The sequence below is a fragment of the Agromyces sp. Y558 genome, from assembly GCF_059445415.1.
The window spans coordinates 1,544,099-1,558,631 of sequence record NZ_JCAIUH010000001.1 but is presented as its reverse complement, the minus strand read 5'-3'; the positions used below and the strand labels follow the sequence as shown (position 1 = coordinate 1,558,631).

Below are 14,533 nucleotides of genomic sequence, written 5' to 3'. Positions count from 1 at the left end.
GTGCTCGCCCAGCGTATCGAGAGCATCCGTTCGGCGGAATGGGTTGACGTGAACCGGCAGACAACCACACCGCGATCATCGACTTCCTCGTGACTGACGTGGAGACGGTCGCCGCCGCGCGGTGCTGGTGGATGAGATCAGCTTCCGAGATCGCCAGCCCTCAAGTCTGGCGTCGTGCGCTCGGGTCCGCGAGCCGCATGGTCTCCCCCGCTCGCGCCGCGAACGCCGTGGCGCCCGCGGTGATCGTGCGCCGCATGACCTCGACGGCCGTGGTCGGTGCCACGTCAGCGGGGCGGGCGACGCTGATCGTGCGCTCGAGCGTCGGGCCTGCGAGCCGCACCGATCGCAGTCCCGGGCGATCGATGAGCACCATCGCCGGCACGATTGCGACCCCGAGCCCGCGCTCGACGAACCGCAGCACGGCATCCATCTCCGCCCCCTCGAGCACGACGTCGGGTGTGAGGTCAGCGGCAGCGAAGGCGGCATCGGTCGCGCTGCGCAGGTCATAAGTCGAGCTGAAGACGATCTGCGGCAGCGCCGCGACATCCGCAAGTTCGATGGTGTCGCGAGTCGTGACCGGCGGTGCGCCGGCCGAAGAGACCACCACGAGTTCTTCTACGAGCAGCGGAGTCACCGTGAACCGCTCGGCCGACGAGGCATCCGTCGTCGTGATCAACGCCAGGTCGAGCTCGCCGCTCGCGAGTTCGTCGAGCAGCCGGCGCGAGCCCTGTTCCGAGAGGTGCAGCTCGATGGCCGGATGCTCCGCGTGGAACGCGCTGAGCACCTCGGCGACGAGGCTGATGCAGAGGGTCGGCGTGGCGCCGAGCCGCACCCGGCCGCGCTCGAGGCCCGCGAGTTCGGCGAGTTCGCGCCTGACCGATTCAGCGTCGGCGAGCATGCGCCGCGCCAGAGGCAGCAGCGATTCGCCCGCGACCGTCAGCGTGCTGCCGCCGCGGGCGCGGTGGAACAGCTCGGCGCCGAGATCGTGTTCGAGCGCGGCGATCTGGCGGCTCAGCGAGGGCTGGGCGAGGTAGAGCTCTTCGGCGGCACGGGTGAAGTTGCCGAACCGGGCCACCTCCACGAAGCTGCGCAGCTGTTCGAGGTTCATGTCGATAGCGTACGCGCATCATGACTACGTCATATATGCATTGGAGTAATCCAATGGTCCAACCTAGCGTTGAACGCATGACCACCTCGACCACCTCAGGCAGCACCGCTTCAGAGCGGCAGATCTCCACGACCGTGCTCGTGATCGGCACCGGCGGATCGGGCCTGCGCGCCGCCATCGAGCTCGCCGAGGCCGGCGTCGACGTGCTCGCCCTGGGCAAGCGGCCCAAGTCCGACGCCCACACCTCGCTCGCGGCCGGCGGCATCAACGCCGCCCTCGCCACGATGGATACCGACGACAGCTGGCAGCAGCACGCCGCCGACACGCTGAAAGAGAGCTACCTGCTCGCGAACCCCCACACGGTCGAGATCGTCACCTCGGGCGCGGCCCGCGGCATCGAAGACCTCGAGCGTTACGGCATGCCCTTCGCCCGCGAAGACGACGGCCGCATCTCGCAGCGCTTCTTCGGCGCCCACACCTACCGCCGCACGGCGTTCGCGGGCGACTACACGGGGCTCGAGATCCAGCGCACGCTCGTCAACCGGGCCGCGCAGCTGAACGTGCCGATTCTCGACACGGTGTACGTCACCCGCATCCTCGTCAACGACGACGGCGCGGTCTTCGGCGCCTACGGTTTCGACCTCGAAGACGGCACGCGCTACCTCATCCACGCCGACGCGGTCATCCTCGCGGCAGGCGGCCACAACCGCATCTGGCGCCGCACCTCCTCACGGCGCGACGAGAACACGGGCGACTCATGGCGGCTCGCCGTCGAGGCCGGCGGGCGAGTGCGCGACCCCGAGCTCGTGCAGTTCCATCCCTCGGGCATCATCGAGCCCGAGAACGCGGCCGGCACCCTCATCAGCGAGGCGGCCCGCGGTGAAGGCGGCATCCTCACCAATGGCCTCGGCGAGCGCTTCATGGCCAAGTACGACCCCGAGCGCATGGAGCTCTCAACGCGCGACCGCGTGGCCCTCGCCTGCTACACCGAGATCAAGGAGGGCCGCGGAACCCCCAACGGCGGTGTCTGGCTGGATGTCTCGCACCTGCCCCGCGAGACGATCATGACGCGCCTCCCCCGCGTCTACCAGACCATGCTCGAACTGCAGATGCTCGACATCACGAAGCAGCCGATCGAAATCGCGCCCACCGCGCACTACTCGATGGGCGGCGTGTGGGTGCGCCCCGACGACCACGGCACGGATGTCCCGGGCCTCTACGCCATCGGCGAGGCATCCAGTGGTCTTCATGGCGCGAACCGCCTGGGCGGCAACTCGCTCATCGAACTGCTCGTCTTCGGACGCATCGTGGGGCAGGCCGCTGCCGCGTACTCGGCCGCGCTCGACGCGCAGCAGCGGTCGGCGACCGCCGTGCAGACCGCGCGCGACGAGATCGCTGGGCTCGTCGCATCCGATGGCGCCGAGAACGTGCGCGCCCTGCAGCGCGCCATCCGCGACACCATGACCGAGCACGCCGGAGTCGTGCGCGACGAGACCGGCCTGCTGGCCGGCCTCGCCGAGCTCGACGCGATCGAGGCGCGCATGGCGGATGTCGGTGTGCACCCCGACATCGCCGGCTACCAGGATCTCGCACACGCCTTCGACCTCAAGTCGGCTGCCCTCGCCGCGCGCGCCACGCTCGAGGCGGCGCTCGAACGACGCGAGACCCGCGGATGCCACAACCGCAGCGACTACCCCGAGATGGATGCCTCGCTGCAAGTGAACCTCGTCTGGTCGCCGTCGACGGGGGTCACCCGTGAGACGATCCCGCCGATCCCCGAGGAGATCGTGGAGCTCATGCGCGAGGTCTCGACGGCCGGCAAGCTCGTCGAGTGACCGCCCTCGGTCATTCCCTCACAGTTCTGCGGCGGGCATCCTCACCCTGAAATGGTCCCCCATATGATGGCCGGATGCCTCTCTTCGACCATCTCGGCGTCACCGTCGACGACTTGCCCCGCTCCATCACGCAGTTCGATCCAGTGATGGTGGCGCTCGGCTGCACTCGGCACGATGCTGACAACAGCGTGTCCTGGTACAAGGGCGAGGAGGAGCTGATCCTCTTCCCCGCCCGCGAAGCGGGCAGTGGACCGCACCAGCACGGCCAGGTCGGATGGCAGCACCTCGCGTTCCCCGTCGATTCACGCGCGGAGGTCGACCGTCTGCACGAGATCGCGGTCGCCGCCGGCTGGACGGCCGTGCGCGATCCGAAGGTGTTCACGAGGTTCAGCGACCGCTACTACGCGTCCTTCGTCGAAGACGACAACGGCATCCGCATCGAGTTCATGTACAACCCGCCGCGAGAGGCCGCCGCGGTCTGAATCCCTGGACCCGAGCTCAGCAGCCGGACGTACCAGGGGCAGCGGTTGCGCTCCGAATTGACCCAGCCGATGACGGCGAGAGACTGACGATCCCGATCCACAGCGCGAGGTAATTCGCGACGTACTCGGTTCCTCCGAGAAGCCGTTCGGTTGCGGAAGCAGACCGAACGTGTATTAATAGACCGTCGGTCGGTTTATTAATTGGAGGCAGGTATGGCGCGAACTCTCAACGCCGGGGCGCACGCGGCAAAGCGAGACTCCATCCTCGACGCAGTCGACCAGTTGATCGCAACGAGCGGATACGAGAATCTCACGATCCTCGACCTGGTCACTGCCGCCGGGATGTCAAAGGGTGCCTTCTACCACTACTACCCGTCGAAAGCCGACGTGCTCGAGGCACTCCTCGAGCGACGGCTCGACCAATGGCAGGGGCTCATCGGGCCGATCGCGGAGTCCGACGCACCGGCAACGGATCGAATGCGCGGCATGTTGCAGGCAATCGGCGTCGCGAAGCTGCGAGACCGAGAGTTCCTGGTCGACTCGCTGCGCGCCCTCTACGCCGACGAGAACGTCCTCGTCCAGCGCCGAACCCGAGTGGGCGCCGCCACCCGTTTCACGCCCCTCATCGCAAAGGTCGTCGAAGCTGGCGTCGAGTCCGGTGAATTCCGGGTGGATGACCCACCAAGCACCGCGCGCGTCGTCGTCTCTCTGCTCCAAGAATGTGCAGACAACATCGGGATGACGCTGCTCGACATGAGCGAGGGGCGAGCGAGCCGAGACATCCTCACCTCGATCACTCGCGCGTACGTCGACGCGATCCACGCTGCGCTCGGCGCCGCACCAGGCGCCATCGACTTCATCACCGACAAGGACCTCGCGAGCTGGACCCACGCGGCCCGCCCATCACCATCGAAGGAGAGCACTACATGAAAGTGAGCGTGCTGCACGTCGGCGACACCAAGGTGCCATTCGGCCAGTTCTACGGCGGTTCCAACGGTGAGTGGCTCGGGCTGCGGGCGATCTCGAAGTTTCTGACCGACAAGAGCCACTACATCATGGTGCCCTTGTTTGCGTTTCTGATCGAGCACCCACAACACGGGGCGATGCTGGTCGATACCGGTATCAACCTGCGTCAGGCGCACGATCACCGCGAATATTACGACGGGCCGCTGCTTCGCGCCGCCTTCGACGACGACGAGTACTCCCTCGACGAGAACCAGCAGCTGCTCGTGCAACTGCGCGAACGCGGCCTTGACGCGAACGACATCAAGACGGTCGCGCTCACCCACTTGCATGAAGACCACCTGGGCGGAGTGCGCGACCTTCTCGGCGCGCGTTTTCTCGTATCCGATGCGGACTGGACCTCACGAAACCTCGGTATCTTCTTGTTCCGCCGTACCCCGTCTCTCAAGGGTGTATTGACCGACCCAGAGCGTGTGCGATTCACAGACGGCCCATTCCACACATTCGAGTCGAGCCAAGATGTGTTCGGTGACGGCAGCGTGGTGCTGCTTCCGACCCCGGGCCACTCGGCGGGCCACATGGCGGTGCTCATCGACGGGGGCGACTGGCAACTGTTGTGTGCGGGCGACACCCTGTACACATTGCGGCACCTCGCGAGCGGCCAGTTGCGACCGATCATGCTGGGCAAGAAAGCGCAGTCGAATCAGCTCGACTCGATTGACCGGATCCGCGCGCTGCGCGCGGCGATGCCTGGGCTCATCGTCGCGCCCGGTCACGACCACACCGATTACGGTACAAAGCTCGAGCGCACATTCAAGGGCACACCAAGCGCCGCCCAACTCGCGGAACTTCGGGACTACGCCGACCGGATCATCGACCACGACGGACGTCTTCGCGAGCCGTCACACGCCGTCTATCTGCCCGACCCTCAGGGCGGACCCGTGGGCACGGTCGGCTTCGAGTAGTTCGCTCAGCGGCGTCTCGGCGCCCATGGCGACTTCGACCGGCGTGAACCATGGTGCAAGGTCACGACGCACTACATCAGGACTCTGGTGCCTCTTCGGGGATGGCAAGGTCGCGGCGGAACACGCTGTGGCGGAGTGGGGTCTCCATGGCCGCAGTGATGTCGGAGCTCTTGACGTCCGCGAGATCTGCGGGTCGCCATTCAGGCACGGTCCCCTGGTGGAGCGTGCCGGTGCTCTGCGCTACAAGCGCCTGCACTCCGGTGAACAGGTCGGGCTGCATCGTGAACCAGCGGGCGAGGCGGAGTTCACGCTCCAGCGCGTCGCGCAGCGTCTCGCCGTTGCGCGCGGCCCGCACCGAGCGCAGGGTCGCCACGAGAGCCGTCGGTGACAATCGGAGCAGCGTATCGGCGGCATCGGCCGCGTTTGCCGCGGCCCCGGAGTCACTCGAATCGGCGGCGCGGAGTCCCTCGACCTCCTCTCCGTTCGAGAACGCCCAGAGCCGCGTGAGGATCGCCTCGACCGTGTCAGCCGAATAGCACGCGTCGATCCAGTCACGCCGATCGAACAACGTCGATGGACCGGGGTCGGCCGCGAACCGCCGTACCTTTTCGTCAGGTGCGGTCGAATCGTCGCCGTCCGTGAGCGCCGCGGTCAGCTCCGGGATCCGCCCGATCGGCACCATCACGTCGGCGAAGCCGAGGGCGATCGCGTCCGCGGCGGTCATGTCGACCGAGTTCATGGCCAGATACGTGCCGATCTCGCCGGGAACACGCGCGAGTCGCCAGGTCGCTCCGCCGTCGGGAACGAAGCCGTAGCCGGTTTCCCCTTGCCCCAGTTTCACCTGGTCGGTCACGACCCGTGTTGAGACGTGGCCGCCAAGCGAGATGCCGCCACCCATCGTCATCCCGTGCATGATCGACACGACCGGCTTCGGGTATTCGGCGAGCTTCGCGATCAAGCGGTACTCGTCGCGAAAGAAGACCGCTCCGATCGTCATACCCCCAGCCGCACCTGCCAAGACCTCACGGAGGTCTCCGCCCGCGCAGAACCCGTAGTCGCCGACGCCGTCCAGCAAGATCGCCGAGATGGCGGGATCGACCGCCCACCTGTCGAGGGCTTCGGTCAAGGCATGCATCATCGCGAGGTCGATCGCGTTGATCCACTCCGGACGGTTGAGACTCAGGTGGCCGAGGGTTCCGACCGCGACGGCGCTGACAGGTGAATTCACTCGCACAACGGTACGGGAACCTGGCCTATGGCGATGACCCAGCTCCGGATGCCGCGTGTGACGCGGAACACGCGATACGCGTCGTCGCGGGCAGGATCGAGCAGGTCCCAGCACCGCCGCATCCGCCCCATGGATCCCGGGTGAGGCGGGAGTGAGACCCGGGTGAAGCAGAGGGCGATGCCGAGGATGAATTCCCCTGATCCTCGCGCGAAAGAAGAGTATCGCTCGAGAGACTGAACGTGTACTTCTGCCGAACACCTGAATCAGAAGCCAGAAGCCCGAAGCCCGAAGCCCGAAGATCTCGGAGATCTCAGAGAAGGAGACAGATATGTGTACTCGGGTGATGTGGCCGAACGCCAACGGAGCGGTCATCGTCGGCCGCAACATGGATTTCCACGAGGACCTGCACACGAACGTGTGGACACAGCCGAAGGGCATCTCGCGTGACGACGGCGTAGAGGGCCGGCTCACCTGGACCTCGAAGTACGGCAGCGTCGTGGCGACCGCGTTCGACATGATCTCAGTCGACGGTCTCAACGAAGCAGGCCTCGCCGGTCACGTGCTATGGCTCGCGGAGTCCGACTACGGCACCCCCGAGACTGACCGCACCAAACTGAGTCAGGCCGTGTGGATGCAGTACTTCCTCGACAATTTCGGCACCGTGGCAGAAGCCGTCGCGTGGGTCGAGGAGACGAACGTCCAGGTCGTGCAGATGGTGGACCCGACCGGCGGCAAGCCCCCGGCGATCCACCTCGCGCTCGACGACGCCACTGGCGACTCGGCGATCATCGAGTACAGCGACGGCAAGCCGAAGGTGTACCACAGCGCCGAGTACACGGTCATGACGAACTCGCCCACGTACGATCACCAGCTCGAGCTCGTGAAGACGATCACCGGTCTCGGCGGCGACAAGCCGATCCCCGGGTCGACGCTCGCGAGCGACCGGTTCGCACGGGCGTCGTACTACGTGTCGCGTCTCGAGCAGCCGAAGACGCAGCTCGCTGCCATTGCAGCGATGTTCAGCGTCATCCGCAACGCGGCGCAGCCGTTCCGCGAGCCCGACCCGGGCAAGCCTGACGCATCGCAGACACTGTGGCAGGTCGTCAGCGATCTGACGAACAAGCGCTACGTGTTCGAGTCGACGACCTGCCCGAACATCGTCTGGATAGACCTGGATGAATTGGATCTCAGCGAGGGTGCACCGCAGCTCAAGCTCGATCTCGTCGACGACCTGGCCGTCAAGCACGGCATCGCCGGCGACGTCAGCGACAAATTCGAGGACAAAGGGCCGCTGAACCTGCTGACGTTCGCGATGGAGAAGCAGTTCCTCGCTGCAGCGCAGGCGCAGGCGCAGGCGCAGGCTACTGCTGGTGCTGCTTCTGCGAAGTAGCCCGCGCACATTCCGACCGCGTCGCCCCTACTGTTCCCAGAGAACAGCAGGGGCGACGAGGTCGATGCGCGTGACGAGACAGGCCAGAACGAGGGCGGCACCATGAGCGCCACCAATCGCGTTTCATACGTGCTCGGTGCACGTGATCCAGGTCGAGCGCGCCTGACTGCTGCCGCCGCGGTGTCGGCAGGGGTGCTCGGGAGTGCACTCTTCGCGTTGACGGTGGTGCACCTGCTCAACGCAGACAGTGCGCTTCTGGCCATGGCGGTCTTCCTTTCTGTTCAGGCCGGCAACATCGTGAAAGACCGGAGCCCTGGGGGCCGTGTCATCACGGCGGCGCTGCTCGTACCGGTCGTGCTGCTCGCCGTACTGCTCGCCGCAGTACTCTCTGCGTGGCGGCCCGCGGTGGTCGTGGTGTTCGTGCTCCTCACCGGGGTCGCCATGTGGATCCGCCGGTTCGGTCCCCGAGCCACGGCGCTGGGGACGATGGGCTTCCTCGCGTACTTCTTCACATTGTTCATGGCGCCCACGACGGCGGAGCTGCCGGCATACTGCCTGCTCGCAATCGGAGCAGTTTCGACGCAGCTGGTGGCGCGACTACTGCTCGGCATCCAGCGACCGCGACGTGAGCTCGCAGTGCTCTTGACCGAGCTGCGGATCGCCTCGGCGTCGGCTCTTGAAGCAGCGCTCGCTCCTGAGCACACCCGCACGTTGCGCGCACGCCTTGCACGGATGGACGCGATCGGGCGTGCCGTCACGTCGTGGCAGCAGAGATTTCGCACAGATCAGTACATCGACTGCGACGAGGAGACCTTGGCCGAACGGGTTCTCGACGCCCGCATCGATACAGAAGAGGTGTGCTTCGAGCTGACTGGAGTCGCCGGCTCGAAGCACGGCGCAGCATCCGCTGTCCAGGGCCGGCCACTCACCTCTACACTCACGATGCTCGATGAACAGGCATCTGATGCGCAGATCGCGGAGGCTGCATCGTGGGCCGAACAGGTCCTCGCCGGTGTGCATCACAGCGAGGACGGCAGGTTCGCATACCCCATGGCCCAGAGCACCCTCGCTCATGCGCGCGTTCGTGCCCTCGATCTCAGCCAGGGGTCGTCGACGCAGTCGAAAGTGAGCCCCACGCGGTCGCCGGCTTCTCACCGTTCTGACGCCACGGCCCCAGAGCGGGCGCTGCGATGGAGGCCATGGCGCGAATGGACTCCGACGAGTCGGCTCGCAGTACAAGCCATGATCGCCGCGTCGATCGCCACCATCGCAGGAGAGGCCATTTCCGCGTCGCGTTGGTACTGGGCGGTACTCACGGCGTTCGTGATCTTCCTCAGCACCACCACACGCAGCGGCATCCTCACACGCGCGTATCGCCGCGTCACGGGGACAGCAGCGGGAATCCTCGTCGGTGTCGGCGCTGCGTACCTGGCGCACGGAAACACCGCCGCTCTCATCGCGATCTGTGTGGTCGGCATCTTCGGGATGCTCTACTTCGGACCGCTCAACTACGTGTACTCGTCATTCTTCATGACGGTCATGCTGGTGGCGATCTACGGCATGCTCGGAGTGCTTCACGGCAACATTCTGGAGCTGCGCCTCGAGGAGACCCTCATGGGTGCGGTCATCGGCGTGCTCTGTGCCTACCTGATCCTCTCGTCGAACTCGCGCCCGGCTCTCGTCACCAAAGTGAATGCCTACTTCGACGCCCTCGATGAGCTGCTGCAGCAGGGGTCGGATCTCCTTGCGACACCAGGCGGGAGCAGCGACGTATTGGCGCGAGTGCAGGCGCTGGAAGCTGCGCAGGAGGACGTCGACCAGACCGTCTCGGCGATGTCGGCGGCATTCCTGGCCGGCCGGCACGAGCGCGAAGAGTCCGCCATCCATCTCATGTACATTGCGACGAGGTCGGCAGTCCGGTTCGCTCAGATGGCCATGGCCCTGGCCATGGCCGGGGCCGGGGCCGGGGGCTCTCCACTCGGGCACCAGCGTGCGCTGCAGGGCGCCATCGCCGACACTCGCGACATGGCGGCTCGTGTTCGTCGGCAGCTGGATGGCTCAGTCGAGTCCTCCACCATCGCTCAGGAACAACCTTCTGGTCTTCCGGCCATCGACCGATCACCGTCCGGTGGCGATTCGCCCGCCGCCGCGGCGCTGCTTGCGCTCGAACGACTCAGCTGGGCGATGGGACGCCTCAGCGAAGTTGTCGCCCCAGCAGATCGCCGCAGCAAGGACTCCAGAGCGATCGAGGAATCATCCGCTCCGGGCTAGATTAGGTCGACCGACGGCCGACGATCGCGTCGATCGTCTCGCGGAGTCGGCTCCGCTCGGCATCGATCGCCTCACCCTCGGCGTAGTTGCCGAGGAACAGGTCGGCGAACTCCGCCGGGTCCTCCCCCACGATCGAGCGCACCGCGACGCCGTCGGCCGCGCTCTGCTCGAACAGGTCGGCCAGGTCGTCGAGCAGGCGATCGAGGATGTCGCCGTTGGTGAGGTCGCCCCGGCGCACCAGGTACCGCTCGACGGTATCGATGGCTGCGCGGTACTGGGCCGGCAGCTGACGCCTGCGGGCCTCGGGCTGTTCGGTGTTCGCCACGTCGGCGGATGCGTCGGCAATCGCGCCGGGCCATCCAGTTGCCACGCTCATGTTGCTCCTCTGCTCCGGCGCGACGCCGCCCGGGCGCCACCACTGCTTCCGTAACGACACGCTACGTGTCGTGTTGGTCAGAAAGTAGCAGATGGCCGAGCGTCAATGCAACACGACACGTAGCGTGTACTCTGATCGAGTGACCACGCCGCAGAATTCGGTGACCACGTCGCCCGATCCCAGCAGACGCAGCGAGCGTGCTCGCGTCGCGGTCCTCGAAGCCGCGATGGCACTCTGCCGCGAGACCGGATTCGCCCGGTTGACGATCGAGGCGATCGCGAAGCGCGCCGGAGTCAGCAAGAAGACGATCTACCGATGGTGGCCCTCGAAGGGCGCGGTCCTGCTCGAGGCGGTCTCCGACCTGACCGCGAGCACGGCGAGCCACGCCGACACCGGCGACCTCGCGCGCGACCTGCACACGCAGTTGACCGCGGTCGTGGCGCTCTACATCCCGCAGGACACCTCGCCGGTCGCCGCGATCATCGCCGCGGCGCAGCGCGATCCGGCGCTCGCGACCCAGCTCCGCGAGCAGATCATCCGGCCGAACATCGTGCTCTTCGAAGACCGCTTGCGGTCGGCGCAGCGTGCGGGCGAGATTCCTGAGGATGCCGACCTCGGCGTCGCCCTCGACCTGCTCTACGGCCCCATCTACCACCGCCTTGCCTTCCACCTCGGCATGCCCGACGCCGACGAACTCCGCACCCGCATCGCCCATGTGCTCGCAGGTCTGCGCCACGTCGGCGACACGGCCGGCTGACACACGCCGCTCGCGGCATCGGTCGTTCGGTCAGCCGCGAGGCGTCCATCCGAATGGCAGCGGGCCGTCGATCGCCGCGCGCTCCAGGTCTGCCTCCGCGGACCATCCCTGCGCGGCATCCGTCGCATCGAACCCGCCGCGCGCGACGCGGAACCCGACGTCTTCGTGATGCATGCGCGGAGCGCCGCCCCGCCGGGTCGACGCCCGCACGCTCCAGGCGTCGTCGGCGAACCCGCCGCCGCGGAACACGCGGTAGGCGTCGTAGCGGGCAGGGTCGAGCAGGTCCCAGCACCACTCCCACACGTTGCCGAGGGTGTCGAAGAGCCCGTTGAGGTTCGGATGCTTCCCGCCGACGTCTTGCGGTGCGGTCACGCCGTCGGCGCTCGTCCAGGCGATCTCGTCGAGCGGGCCGTAGTGCGGGCGCGTCGACCCCGCCCGGCACGCGAACTCCCACTCCGCCTCGGTCGGCAGGCGGTACCCATCGGCGTCGACGTGCCACGTGACATCCTCACCATCGAAGGCGTAGACGGGGTCGAGCCCCTCCCACTCGGATGCCGCGTTGCAGAACCGAATCGCACGCAGCCAACTCACATCCGTGGCGGGCCGGTAGGGATGCGTCGCGGTCTCCCCGATCATCTCCGCGAGCTGCTCCTGCGTCACCGGGTACACCCCGATCTCGAACGCCTCAAGGTCGACGCTCCACCGCACCTTGCGGCGCGCGTCGTGGAGGGTGACCGTGCCGGCCTCGATGCGCGCCATCTCGATGTCCGTCACCGAGGCAGTCTCCCCTCGGGCCATGCCAGCCGCAGCATCTCTTCAGCGAAGAGGGTGAGATCTTCGGGGGTGTCAGTGAGGATCATCGACTCGTTGCCGTGAACCTCGATCGTCCAATCCACGATCGCATCGGCTCTATGGATGTCGAGAAAGCGAATCAGCTCGATGATGTCCTGTCGGTCTTTCATCCTTCCGGCGGCCATTTTCATTGCAAGCAACCATTTCGGAGAAGCCAGTCGGATGGTGATTCCGCGCAACTCGATGACGCGCGCTTCTTTGTCATCTGTCTTCGCCCAAGTGGGGATGTACGAACGAACTCGAGTGCTGAGCCACGAAGTGGGGATGCTCCGTTCACCAGCGATCTCTTCTGCCAGTTCGAGTACCAGATCGTGGTTCGAGAACAGCCCATCAACATCGTCGGTACTCGTTCGGAAGCCGAGGTTGAGCGCTATCGCCACGCCTCCGACGATGTACGCATCGACATGTTCGTGTCGATCAGCGATGCGGTTTCCGAGATCTTCAAGAATCTCGCGGATCTCGTCGGCGGTGAAGAGCCCGTCCTCGTTCTCAGGCCGTCGCAAGGTCACGTTCTCTCAGCAGGATTCCCTTCGTGAGGAACTCTGGGTCGGCCTGCCGCCGGATCATTTCTAGATATTCGTCTGACGGTCGACCCGGAGTCCCCGGGAGCCACTCCGTTCGGAGCGCCGGCATGCGCGTCCAGGCCGGTCTGGGTCTGCCAAGCCGCTGAGCCTTCCAGCCAATAGCAGTAGCGAGCAACGTGTCCCACTTCAGATCGCCAGTCGAGTTCGGCCTGCGAAGGAAATCTGCTCGCTCCGTAGGAGTCTCGGCCGAGTCGAAGTGTTCGAGTGACTGAATCGCAATACGAAGCGCGGTGTCCTCGTCACGCTCCTTGAGCTTTCGAGCGATCGCCTCTGCTGCCGACCTGGAAGTGAGCATTCGCTTGGCTGCCATCGGAGCGTCGTACGCTTCTGAAGCCATATCGGCCCCCATGGCCTGAAGCGCTCGCTTCAGAGTCATGACCCGAATTGAATCGTCTCGCTCGGACTTCTCCATCTGCGACACTGCGCCAGGGGTGACGCCGAGAAGCCGCGCGAGCTCGTATATCGTGAGCCCCCGCTTTTTCCGCGTGTCTCTGATCAGTGTTGACATCCGCCCCTCCTGTATAGGAATAACTATACTTGACTACGGCTCAACTCTCGCTGAAGCGATGCTCAGTAGTTCCCTGCGCTGTACTCGTACGGTCGACGCCCTGACGCTCCAGGCGTCATCGGCGAACCCGCCGCCGCGGAACACGCGGTAGGCGTCGTAGCGGGCAGGGTCGAGCAGGTCCAAGCACCACTCCCACACGTTGCCGAGGGTGTCGAAGAGCCCGTTGAGATTCGGATGCTTCCCGCCGACGTCTTGCGGCGCGGTCACGCCGTCGGCGCTCGTCCAGGCGACCTCGTCGAGCGGGCCGTAGTGCGGCCGCGTCGACCCGGCCCGGCACGCGAACTCCCACTCGGCTTCCGTCGGCAGGCGGTACCCATCGGCGTCGACATGCCACGTGACATCCTCGCCATCGAACGTGTAGACGGGGTCGAGCCCCTCCCACTCGGATGCCGCGTTGCAGAACCGAATCGCACGCAGCCAACTCACGTCGGTCGCTGGCCGCCGGGGATGCGTCGCGGTCTCACCGATCATCTCGGCGAGCTGCTCCTGCGTCACCGGGTACACACCGCACCTTGCGGCGCGCGTCGTGGAGGGTGACCGTGCCGGCCTCGATGCGCGCCAGCTCGATATCCGTCACCGGTGCAGTCTCCCCTTCATGCCGAGTCAGAGCAAGCCGGCGGCTCGGCGCAGGGTCGGCTCACTGGACTCCGACCAGCGATCGATGATGCGCCGGGCGCGCGTGGCATCCGGCTCCTCCAAACGTTCGAGCAGCGGACGAACCACGTCGATGGCCAGAGGGTCGATGAGCCCGGGGACACGCGCCTCACGAACGAACTGCTCGATCCGGGTGAGATCACTCCCCCGCAGCCTCGGCAGCGAGCGCTGCAGCAGGACGATCGCCGCGAGCCGGCGCTCGTAGACCGGCTCCGCCCACAACTCCGCGGCGAGCGCGGTGACCTCGTCGTGCGACATCCCGGGATACCGTCGGTCGGCGTCCCGCACCGTGCCGCGCACAGCGCCGACCGACGCACCGTAGAACCTGAGGCCATTGCCGATCCGGCTGGCCTCCGCCTGCGCCCGCACTTCGGAACCCTCGGCTTGGAGCGTGCGGTCGATGAACTCGGCCGGCGTCGTCATGCTTCGATTCTCCTCTTCGGCGACACCGGTGGACGCGACACGAACGTCCTTCTTCCGAACGCTGATCTTGGTCGCAG

14 protein-coding genes and 1 pseudogene are annotated in these 14,533 nt (G+C 66.2%); 7 read left to right on the top strand and 8 right to left on the bottom strand.

What is annotated here, in order from left to right:
- Positions 1–160 precede the first annotated feature (160 nt).
- Complete coding sequence (locus tag AC1C2T_RS07260) at positions 161–1,108, bottom strand: LysR family transcriptional regulator (protein ID WP_495360928.1); 948 nt, start codon at positions 1,106–1,108, stop codon at positions 161–163.
- A 77-nt stretch (positions 1,109–1,185) separates the two neighbouring features.
- Here AC1C2T_RS07260 and AC1C2T_RS07255 point away from each other — a divergent pair, with 77 nt between their 5' ends.
- From AC1C2T_RS07255 to AC1C2T_RS07240, 4 genes are all read left to right on the top strand, one after another.
- Complete coding sequence (locus AC1C2T_RS07255; RefSeq protein WP_495384773.1) at positions 1,186–2,943, top strand: L-aspartate oxidase; 1,758 nt, start codon at positions 1,186–1,188, stop codon at positions 2,941–2,943.
- Between the two features lie 74 nt (positions 2,944–3,017).
- Entirely contained in the window at positions 3,018–3,425 is a 408-nt protein-coding gene (locus AC1C2T_RS07250) for a VOC family protein (RefSeq protein ID WP_495360930.1), read from the top strand.
- Between the two features lie 213 nt (positions 3,426–3,638).
- Positions 3,639–4,355: a TetR/AcrR family transcriptional regulator gene (locus AC1C2T_RS07245; RefSeq protein ID WP_495384772.1), complete on the top strand. Its 717-nt coding sequence runs from the start codon at positions 3,639–3,641 to the stop codon at positions 4,353–4,355.
- A complete protein-coding gene (locus tag AC1C2T_RS07240; protein ID WP_495384771.1) occupies positions 4,352–5,353 on the top strand; it encodes an N-acyl homoserine lactonase family protein in 1,002 nt (333 codons plus the stop codon). Before AC1C2T_RS07245 ends, AC1C2T_RS07240 begins: the two co-directional genes overlap by 4 nt.
- A gap of 76 nt (positions 5,354–5,429) precedes the next feature.
- On the opposite strand, the gene AC1C2T_RS07235 is transcribed toward AC1C2T_RS07240, so the two are convergent.
- Positions 5,430–6,581: an enoyl-CoA hydratase/isomerase family protein gene (locus AC1C2T_RS07235; protein WP_495384770.1), complete on the bottom strand. Its 1,152-nt coding sequence runs from the start codon at positions 6,579–6,581 to the stop codon at positions 5,430–5,432.
- A 328-nt stretch (positions 6,582–6,909) separates the two neighbouring features.
- Here AC1C2T_RS07235 and AC1C2T_RS07230 point away from each other — a divergent pair, with 328 nt between their 5' ends.
- A complete protein-coding gene (locus AC1C2T_RS07230) occupies positions 6,910–7,971 on the top strand; it encodes a linear amide C-N hydrolase (RefSeq protein WP_495384769.1) in 1,062 nt (353 codons plus the stop codon).
- 102 nt (positions 7,972–8,073) lie between these two features.
- The gene (locus AC1C2T_RS07225) at positions 8,074–10,242 is read left to right on the top strand and encodes an FUSC family protein (RefSeq protein ID WP_495384768.1); all 2,169 of its coding nucleotides are present in this window, start codon (positions 8,074–8,076) and stop codon (positions 10,240–10,242) included.
- 1 nt (position 10,243) lies between these two features.
- On the opposite strand, the gene AC1C2T_RS07220 is transcribed toward AC1C2T_RS07225, so the two are convergent.
- Positions 10,244–10,618, bottom strand: a complete 375-nt coding sequence (locus AC1C2T_RS07220) for a DUF1048 domain-containing protein (RefSeq protein WP_495384767.1) — start codon at positions 10,616–10,618, stop codon at positions 10,244–10,246.
- 139 nt (positions 10,619–10,757) lie between these two features.
- On the opposite strand from AC1C2T_RS07220, the gene AC1C2T_RS07215 reads away from it, so the two are divergent.
- Entirely contained in the window at positions 10,758–11,375 is a 618-nt protein-coding gene (locus AC1C2T_RS07215; protein ID WP_495384766.1) for a TetR/AcrR family transcriptional regulator, read from the top strand.
- Positions 11,376–11,405: 30 nt separating this feature from the next.
- Here the strand turns inward: AC1C2T_RS07215 and AC1C2T_RS07210 are convergent, their stop codons facing one another.
- The 5 genes and pseudogenes from AC1C2T_RS07210 to AC1C2T_RS07190 all read right to left on the bottom strand — a co-directional run bounded on the left by AC1C2T_RS07210 (position 11,406) and on the right by AC1C2T_RS07190 (position 14,456).
- Complete coding sequence (locus AC1C2T_RS07210; protein ID WP_495384765.1) at positions 11,406–12,149, bottom strand: formylglycine-generating enzyme family protein; 744 nt, start codon at positions 12,147–12,149, stop codon at positions 11,406–11,408.
- Positions 12,146–12,736: a DUF6036 family nucleotidyltransferase gene (locus tag AC1C2T_RS07205; protein WP_495384764.1), complete on the bottom strand. Its 591-nt coding sequence runs from the start codon at positions 12,734–12,736 to the stop codon at positions 12,146–12,148. Before AC1C2T_RS07205 ends, AC1C2T_RS07210 begins: the two co-directional genes overlap by 4 nt.
- On the bottom strand, positions 12,717–13,319 hold the full coding sequence (locus AC1C2T_RS07200) for a helix-turn-helix domain-containing protein (RefSeq protein ID WP_495384763.1): 603 nt from the start codon (positions 13,317–13,319) through the stop codon (positions 12,717–12,719). Before AC1C2T_RS07200 ends, AC1C2T_RS07205 begins: the two co-directional genes overlap by 20 nt.
- 84 nt (positions 13,320–13,403) lie before the next feature.
- A pseudogene (locus tag AC1C2T_RS07195) lies at positions 13,404–13,956 on the bottom strand (formylglycine-generating enzyme family protein); the annotation flags it as partial.
- 26 nt (positions 13,957–13,982) lie between these two features.
- Positions 13,983–14,456 (bottom strand): DNA alkylation repair protein, encoded by a 474-nt coding sequence (locus AC1C2T_RS07190; RefSeq protein WP_495360944.1) that lies wholly within the window; start codon positions 14,454–14,456, stop codon positions 13,983–13,985.
- Positions 14,457–14,533: the final 77 nt, after the last annotated feature.